Below are 7,676 nucleotides of genomic sequence, written 5' to 3'. Positions count from 1 at the left end.
GCCCGACATCCGGCGGCCCGCCTGGGCCACCGCGCCCGTCGTGGTGCCGCGCACGCCGATCGCCGCCCCCCGTCCCGCGACTGCCGAGCCCGACGTGGTGACCGTGTCCCGGGTCGCCGCTCCGCGGCGGACCGACCCCGACGCGGTCGCCGAGCAGCTGGTCTGGGCGACGCCGCGCCCCCGGTCCCGCACGGGCCGGACCGCTCCCGGCGCCCCGCCGCCGCAGCGCACGAGGGCGGGCGACCTGCTGCTGCTCGTCGGTCTCGGGGACGACGCCGTGCGGGTCGCGAACTCCGTCCGCGACCGGATGCAGCGCGGCTACGTCTGCGACGGCGGCTCCGTCGAGGGCAACACCCGGCGCCGGGTCGACGATCGCCGCGGCGCGCTCGCGGCGCGGGCGTACGGGGTCCGCAGCGAGCAGCCGGTGATCGTCGCCTACGGCATCGGCAGCGGCGACCTCGCCGACCCGCGGTTCGACGGCCTGCTCTCGATCGACAGCGACCAGGCCTGGCTCGTGGTCGACGCAACCCGTCGGCCGGAGCACACCCTGCAGTGGACGGGCGCGCTGCGGGGCAGGCTGCAGGTCGACGCGGTCGCGAGCGTGCGCGCCCGGTCGGCCGGTACGCCGCATCCGATGCCCGAGCTCGGGCTGCCCGAGGCCTGGACCGACCTCGCGGGTTAGCGGCGCGCCCCCGGCAGGACGGGGCTTCGGTCGTAGAGTGGCCCCGTGCTCGTACTCACGCGGAAGAAGGGCGAGCGCATCCTGATCGGTGACGACATCGTCGTCACACTGATCGACATCCGCGGCGACGGCGTGCGCATCGGCTTCGACGCCCCGCGCGGGGTGCCGATCCAGCGCGCGGAGGTGGTCACGGCGGTGACCGAGGCGAACACCGAGGCCGCCGCCACGAGCGCCGCCACAGGCGAGCTGCTGGTCGGGCTGCTCTCCCGCGGTCGCAGCACCTCGCCCGCCGGCGGGCAGGACCGGCGACCGCCGACCTTCGAGCCGCAGGCCGCTGCGCCGCAGGCCCCCGCGCCGCAGGCCGCTGCGACGGAGCAGCCGGCCGAGCCGCAGCCGCACGCCGAACCCCGGCCGGTGCCGAAGCCCGGTCCTCGCCCGCGCGTCTGAGGCGGATCCGCCGGCGATCCGCCGTGTTCAGGACCGGACCCCCGTGTGCAGGACGATCGGGCGCCGAACACGGCGTGCCGGCCGGAATGTCCTGAGAACGGCCGATGGGGTTCTGGCGCCGATGGGGCCGGTCAGAGGTAGTTCTGCACCACCGCGATGACGGTCGGGCCGAGCACCGCGATGAACAGCACCGGCAGGATGAAGAGCATCAGCGGGAAGAGCACCTTCACCGGGATCTGCATCGCCTTCTCCTCGGCGCGCTGCCGGCGCTTCACCCGCATCTCCTTGGCCTGGGTGCGCAGCACGGTGCTGACCGAGATGCCGTAGGTGTCGGCCTGCACCACCGCACGCACGAACGCGCGCAGGTCGGGCACATCGGTCCGCGCCGCGAGCGCCTTGTAGGCGTCACGGCGCGACATCCCGACCCGCATGTCCTGCAGGGTCCGCACGAGCTCCTGGGCGAGGGGCCCCTTGCCGTTGCGTCCGGCGCGGGCCATCGCCGACTCGAACCCGAGGCCGGCCTCGACGGCGATGAGCATCTGGTCGAGGGTGTCCGGCAGCTCGAGCGCGATCGCGGCCTGCCGCTCGAGGCCGCGGCTGTACAGCAGCAGGTCGGGCACGAAGTAGGCGGTCAGCACGACGAGCAGCACGAGCACGAGCACGAAGCCGTTGCTCGTGCTGGACAGCACGAGCAGGCCGAAGAGCGCGGCGACGATCGCGAGCGCCGGCTTCGCGAGCAGCACCCGGCTGAGCGGCCAGCCCGCCGGGCGCCCGGCGAGGGCGAGCAGCTTGTCGAGCTTCGCGCGGTTCATGGGCAGCACGAGCAGGCTCCCGAGGGACCCGGGGTCGCGCACGATCCGCGCAGCCGCGGCCTCCTCGTCGAGGCCGAGCAGCAGGTTGTTCCGCACGTCACGACGGCCGGATGCGTCGCCCGGCACCGCGCTCCAGGCGAGCAGCGGGAGGGCGAGGCCGACCGCGCAGACGGCGATCAGGACGGCGAGGGGCACGGGAGCGTCTCCTAGAACTTGAAGCTGACGATCTTCTTGAGCCAGACGGCGCCGATCGTGATCAGCACGACGGCGGCGCCCATGAGGGCGTAGCCGAGCGGCGACTCGACGAAGCGGGCGACGTAGTCGCGGCTCGTGACGAAGAGGATGCCGAGCACCACGAACGGCAGCGCCAGCAGGATGTAGGCCGACATCTTGCCCTCGGCGGCGAGCGCGGCGACCTGGCGGCGGATCTGACCCCGCTCCCGGATCGTGTGGCCGACCTCGTCGAGCACGCCCGCGAGATCGCCGCCCACCTCGCGGTGGATGGCGATCGCCTGGGCGACCCAGCCGAAGTCCTCGTTGCGCATCCGCGTGGCCGCCTGGTCGAGGGCGTCGTTGAGGTCGCGGCCGAGCCGGGTCTCGTTGACGATCCGGGCGAACTCCTCCGCGGTCGGCGACTCCGCCTCACGGGAGACGGCGTCGACCGCGCGCAGCAGGCTGTGCCCGGCGCGCATGCTGCCGGCGAGCAGGCCGAGGGTGTCGTCGAGCTGGTTCGCGAACACCTTCCGCCGACGGCCGCCGCGCAGCCCGAGCTGCACACGCGCACCGATCGGCACGGCCACTGCCCCGATCAGCACGCCGATCACACCGAGCGGCAGGGCGAGCACCGCAGCGATCCCGAGCGCGACGCCGGCGACGATCAGCACGTATCGGGCGGCCGGGACCCGCATGCCCGCGGCCTCGAGCGCCGCGGCGAGCCGCTGGTCCCAGCCGTGACGGCCGAGCACGTCGCCGACCGCGTCGTCGAGCGCGCCACCGGAGCGGGCGAACGGCGCGGCGACGGCGGGATCGCCCGGCCTGCGGCGGTCCTTCGGCAGCCGGGGCCTGCGCGGCGCGAGCACGCCGAACAGCACCGCGCAGGCGGCGGCGGCGAGCAGCACGACGGCGATCGCGAGCATCAGCGGGTCCAGGGCGGAGCGGTGTCGAACACCGACTGCGGCACCGTGATGCCGAGGTCGTTGAACCGGTCCACGAAGCGGGGCCGCACCCCCGTCGAGACGGGCTTGCCGAGGAAGCGGCCGTCGGCGTCGACGCCTGCGGAGTAGTCGAAGACGAACGCGTCCTGGAGGGTGACGATCTCGCCCTCCATGCCCTGCACCTCCGTGATGTGCGTGACCCGGCGGGTGCCGTCACGGAGTCGCGTGAGCTGCACGATCACGTCGACCGCCGAGGCGACCTGCTCGCGGATGGCGCGCAGCGGCAGGTCCATCCCGGCCATGAGCACGAGGGTCTCGAGCCGCGCGACCGCGTCTCGGGGCGTGTTCGCGTGGATCGTCGACAGCGAGCCGTCGTGGCCGGTGTTCATCGCCTGCAGCATGTCGAGCGCCTCGCCGCCGCGGCACTCGCCGACGACGATCCGGTCGGGCCGCATGCGGAGGGAGTTCTTCACGAGGTCGCGGATGGTGATCTCGCCGCGGCCCTCGATGTTCGCGGGTCGGCTCTCGAGTCGCACGACGTGGGTCTGCTGCAGCTGCAGCTCGACCGCGTCCTCGATCGTGATGATCCGCTCGCCCTCCGGGATGAAGGACGAGAGCACGTTGAGCAGCGTCGTCTTGCCGGTGCCGGTACCGCCCGAGACGAGGATGTTGAGGTGCGCGGCGACGCAGGCCTCGAGCAGCTGCGCCATCTCGGGGGACAGCGAGCCGAAGCGCACGAGGTCCTCGGCGGTCAGCGGGTCCGCGGAGAACTTGCGGATCGTGAGCGTGGAGCCGGAGACCGCGAGCGGCGGGATCACCGCGTTGACGCGGGACCCGTCCTCCAGACGCGCGTCGACGAGCGGCGAGGACTCGTCGATGCGGCGGCCGACCCGGGACACGATCTTCTCGATCACCCGGCGCAGCTGCTCCTCGGAGCGGAACCGGGATCCGGTGAGCGTGAGCTTGCCGGCACGCTCGACGAAGATCGTGTCGGGTCCGTTGACCATCACCTCGCTGATCGACGGGTCGTCGAGCAGCGGCTGCAGCGGGCCGTAGCCGAGCACGTCGTCGCTGATCTCGCGGACGAGCCGGCTACGCTCCTCGTTGCTGAGCGGCACCCGCTCGGCCTCGACGATCTCGGCCAGCACCTCGCGGGCGTAAGTGAGCAGGTCCGACTCGGTGAGGTTCGGATCGTTCATCCGGCTGCCGAGGCGCTCGAAGAGCGTCTCGCCCACGCGGGACTTCAAGGTCAGCAGGGCGTCGAGCACCGGCTCCGGCTTCGCCGCCGGCGCCGGCTTGACGACGGGCGCGACCGATGCCGACGCCGGCTCCGGCTCCGGGAGCAGGACGTCGGTGGAGCGGCCGGCGAGGCGCTCGGAGAGCTTCACGGCGCCACCGCCCGCTTGTGCGCGCCCTTGCCAGGCGCGGAGGCGGCCGGATCGAACCGGCCCGCGAGCGAGCGGAGCGCCTTCGCGGCGCGGCCCCGGCTCTTCTCCTGCAGGAGCGGCACGCCGCGGTTCGTCGAGTAGGCCACGTCGCGGGAGCGGGGGATGACGACGTCGACGGGCGTCCGGATGGTCGCCTCGATGTCGCGGATGGAGAGGCCGGTGCCGCGGTCGGCGAGGTTGACGGCCACGCTCCGGCGGCCGGAGCCGAGCCCGAGGCGGTCGATCACCTCGATCTCCTCGCGGAGGCCGCGCACGCTGGGGACGTCCATCGTGCAGATCAGCACCGTCTCCGTGGCGCGCTCCAGGGCGGCGAGGGCGTGCTCGCCGAGGCCGGGCGCGGTGTCGACGACGACGTAGCGGAACTCACGGGCGAGCTGCTCCAGCACGTGGCCGACGTCCTCACCGGAGATCCGGTCCGCCTCCGCCGGGTCGGCGGGGGCGCACAGGGCGTAGATGGAGGAGTGGTGCACGGAGAGGAAGGTCTTCAGCACCATCGAGTCGAGGCCCGCCGCACCGCCGACCGCGTCCGCGAGCGAGTGCTCCGGCTCGAGCCGGAGCGCGCTCGCGACGTCGCCGAACTGCGCGTCGAGGTCGACGAGCACCGTCGACATCGGCGCGATGCGGCCGAGGGCGACGGCGATGTTCGCCGCCAGGGTGGTCTTGCCGACACCGCCCTTCGGCGAGGCGACCACGATGATGCGGCCCTCCTCGACGGGTGCGACGGCCGACGGGTCGCGCCGGCGGCCGGCCGCCGCCGCGAGCGCACGCTCGAGCAGCACGCGGATGGACTCGGGATCCGCGGCCGGGTCGAGGATGTCGCGTACCCCGGCGCGCATCGCCGCGAGGGCGAGCTCCGGGTCCGCGACGCCGACGACCACGACGGCGATCGCCGGGTGCTGCACGTCGAAGGCGGCCGCGAGGCGCAGCGCGTCCTCGGAGGACGCGCCCGGACCGAGCAGCACGAGCTCGGTCGGCTCGGGGCCGGGTACGAGCAGGGCGGCGGGGCTGTCCGGCAGCACGGCGGTGCGCACGACGCGCAGCCGGCCGGTGAGGCCACCGGTCACCGCTCGGGTGACCCGAAGCTCGAAGTCGGTGTCGGCGGTGACGAGCACGAAGCGGCTCATTTGAGCACGTCCCCTCGGGTGACCGTCGGCAGGGCGCCGGCGACGGAGTCGGCCGGCTCGCTCGAGAGCCAGATGGTGCCGTACTGGGCGGCGTAGACGATCCGCTGCACATCGGCCGCCGGACGGGCGAGCGTGATGAGCACGGAGCCGCTCGGCGCGGCCTGCCCGCTCTTGCCGTCGGCCTGCGCGGGCGCTCCCTGCACGTCGGTGACGAGCACCTTCTGGAAGACGAGCTTGGTCGTGCCGTCGTTGCCGGCCGGGTTCGGGAAGGAGAAGTAGATGGCGACGTTCTCGCCGGGTTCGATCTTCCCCCCGACGACGCGGTCGGGGCTCAGCTGCACGGTGACCTCCTGCATGCCCTTGGGCACGGCGACCGTGCCGGTCTTCTGCACCGAGGACGGGGCCACGAAGCGGCTCTTCAGCAGCTGCTCGCCGGGCACGAGGTCGACGGCGGCGACGGTGCCCTTCAGCCCGGTGAGGCTGGTGAGCGCGCCGCTGGCGACGGCGGTCGCCGGGATCGGCCTCGTCGTCACGCTGTCGCCGAGGTGGTCGACGGCGGTGCCGGCGGCCACGGGCTTCACGACGACGAGCACGGGCAGCGTTCGCTGGCCGGCGACGGCGCGGGCGTCCGCGCCCTGCACGTAGCCGTTGATGAGCACGGCGCCGAGCACGGCGAGCACCAGCGCGGTGAGCGCGGCGATCAGTCGGGTCTTCATGTCGGGTCCTAGTGGGTGAGTGCGACGACGGTCGCGTAGCCGGGCTGGACGGGGCCGAGGGTGAAGGCGTCGTCGAGCGTGGTGTAACCGAGGAACTTGCCGATGACGCCGGTGTTCGGCGGAGAGATCGCGAGACTCGCGCTGCCGCTCGTGTTGGCGCTCGTGCCGGGGTAGCGCCAGCCGAGCAGCTGGAAGCCGATCCAGCCGCTGATGTGGTAGCTGCCGTTGGTCCCCTGGCCGGCGACGCTGTCGAAGACCGGCAGCAGGACCGTCTTGCCCAGGTACGCCGTGAACAGCGCCTGGCAGGCGCCCGAGATGCTGTTGCCGGTGCGGCTGCCCGCGGTGAAGGACTGGCCGCTCACGACGCTCGCGAGGTTGCAGGTGCCGGTCGGGTCGTTGAGCCAGCCGAAGCCGCCGGGCAGGTTGGAGCCGTTGTGGGCATCCGTGCAGGACTGGCTGGAGTCGCCGATCTGGTGCTCGTAGAGATCCATCGCCGTGCCGAGCGGGACGGACTGGAACACGCACGTGGCGAACGTGAGCGGCACCGCGGCGGGACCGGACCTCGGCGTGCCCCATGACGCGGTGGCCGAGGCGCTGACGTCCTTGCTCATGATGCCGAGGGCGGCGGCGAAGCTCGTCGGCACCGTCTTGCCGAGCGTCACGGTGGCGGTGCCCCCGGAGACGCTCACGGAGCGGACGTCCGCAGACCCGGCGAGCGTGTTGCCGTTCGCGAGGCTCTGGGCGGTCGCCGTCGGCGCCGTGCAGGTGGTGCCGGCCGAGTTCGCGGCGCAGGCCTGCGCGATGGCGATCGACGCGGCATCCGCCCCGTTCTGCAGCTGAGCGCGCTCGGAGAGCAGCGCCCCCACGTCGACGGCGAGCGCCGCGGCGCCCATGAGGGCGACCATGGCGACGGCGACGATCACGGCGACGGCGCCGCCGTCGCGCTCGGTCGGGGTCCCCCGGACGCCACGACCGCCGATCCCGAGGCGCAGGAGGAAGGCATGCGGCAGCGTGAGCGCGGGCCCGAAGGCGCTGCGACCGGTGTGCTTCCTCATGATGCTCCTCTCCTCGAGACGGGAACGGCGCGGACGGCCGCGCATGCTGTGGTGCGCGGCGCGTCCGCGCCGTGCGGGTCAGGCTGCGGGGATCGAGTCCGTGACGGTCTGGAACAGGCCGGCCAGCTTCGGGCCGAGCAGGAGCAGCGTGGCGACGATGGCGACGGCGATGAGGCCGACGAGCAGGCCGTACTCGACGGCGGTGGCGCCGTCGTCCTCGCTGGTGACGCGGTCGTAG

8 protein-coding genes and 1 pseudogene are annotated in these 7,676 nt (G+C 73.4%); 2 read left to right on the top strand and 7 right to left on the bottom strand.

Going from position 1 to position 7,676, the window contains the following annotated elements; genetic code table 11:
• On the top strand, nucleotides 1-682 hold a 682-nt coding region (locus JWQ92_RS08220; RefSeq protein ID WP_297343976.1), incomplete at its 5' end, for a hypothetical protein.
• A gap of 45 nt (nucleotides 683-727) precedes the next feature.
• Nucleotides 728-892 (top strand): annotated as a pseudogene (locus tag JWQ92_RS08215) (carbon storage regulator); the annotation flags it as partial.
• A gap of 368 nt (nucleotides 893-1,260) precedes the next feature.
• On the opposite strand, the gene JWQ92_RS08210 reads toward JWQ92_RS08215, so the two are convergent.
• The 7 genes from JWQ92_RS08210 to JWQ92_RS08180 form a co-directional block, all read right to left on the bottom strand.
• The gene (locus tag JWQ92_RS08210; RefSeq protein WP_297343975.1) at nucleotides 1,261-2,136 is read right to left on the bottom strand and encodes a type II secretion system F family protein; all 876 of its coding nucleotides are present in this window, start codon (nucleotides 2,134-2,136) and stop codon (nucleotides 1,261-1,263) included.
• 11 nt (nucleotides 2,137-2,147) lie between these two features.
• The gene (locus JWQ92_RS08205; protein ID WP_297343974.1) at nucleotides 2,148-3,077 is read right to left on the bottom strand and encodes a type II secretion system F family protein; all 930 of its coding nucleotides are present in this window, start codon (nucleotides 3,075-3,077) and stop codon (nucleotides 2,148-2,150) included.
• Nucleotides 3,077-4,483, bottom strand: a complete 1,407-nt coding sequence (locus JWQ92_RS08200) for a CpaF family protein (RefSeq protein WP_297343973.1) — start codon at nucleotides 4,481-4,483, stop codon at nucleotides 3,077-3,079. Before JWQ92_RS08200 ends, JWQ92_RS08205 begins: the two co-directional genes overlap by 1 nt.
• Nucleotides 4,480-5,667 (bottom strand): AAA family ATPase, encoded by a 1,188-nt coding sequence (locus tag JWQ92_RS08195; protein WP_297343972.1) that lies wholly within the window; start codon nucleotides 5,665-5,667, stop codon nucleotides 4,480-4,482. The genes JWQ92_RS08200 and JWQ92_RS08195 overlap by 4 nt, the downstream gene beginning before the upstream one ends.
• Complete coding sequence (cpaB, locus tag JWQ92_RS08190; protein ID WP_297343971.1) at nucleotides 5,664-6,383, bottom strand: Flp pilus assembly protein CpaB; 720 nt, start codon at nucleotides 6,381-6,383, stop codon at nucleotides 5,664-5,666. The genes JWQ92_RS08195 and cpaB overlap by 4 nt, the downstream gene beginning before the upstream one ends.
• Nucleotides 6,384-6,391: 8 nt before the next feature.
• Nucleotides 6,392-7,438 carry a Tad domain-containing protein gene (locus JWQ92_RS08185; RefSeq protein WP_297343970.1) on the bottom strand — a complete coding sequence of 349 codons (1,047 nt, stop codon included), beginning with the start codon at nucleotides 7,436-7,438 and terminating at the stop codon, nucleotides 6,392-6,394.
• Nucleotides 7,439-7,516: 78 nt separating this feature from the next.
• Nucleotides 7,517-7,676 (bottom strand): Flp family type IVb pilin (locus tag JWQ92_RS08180; protein WP_297343977.1); only part of this gene is annotated, 160 nt, incomplete at its 5' end.

Origin of the sequence: Amnibacterium sp. (genome assembly GCF_025463795.1) — a bacterium.
Classification (GTDB): domain Bacteria; phylum Actinomycetota; class Actinomycetes; order Actinomycetales; family Microbacteriaceae; genus Amnibacterium.
The sequence above is the reverse complement of the archived record's forward strand: the minus strand, read 5'-3'. Positions and strand labels throughout refer to the sequence as shown.

What these genes read in the sequence shown, in the direction of transcription:
- JWQ92_RS08205 (WP_297343974.1), bottom strand. Translation starts at nt 3,077, where the DNA reads ATGCTCGCGATCGCCGTCGTGCTGCTCGCCGCCGCCGCCTGCGCGGTG.
- JWQ92_RS08195 (WP_297343972.1), bottom strand. Translation starts at nt 5,667, where the DNA reads ATGAGCCGCTTCGTGCTCGTCACCGCCGACACCGACTTCGAGCTTCGG.
- cpaB (WP_297343971.1), bottom strand. Translation starts at nt 6,383, where the DNA reads ATGAAGACCCGACTGATCGCCGCGCTCACCGCGCTGGTGCTCGCCGTG.
- JWQ92_RS08185 (WP_297343970.1), bottom strand. Translation starts at nt 7,438, where the DNA reads ATGAGGAAGCACACCGGTCGCAGCGCCTTCGGGCCCGCGCTCACGCTG.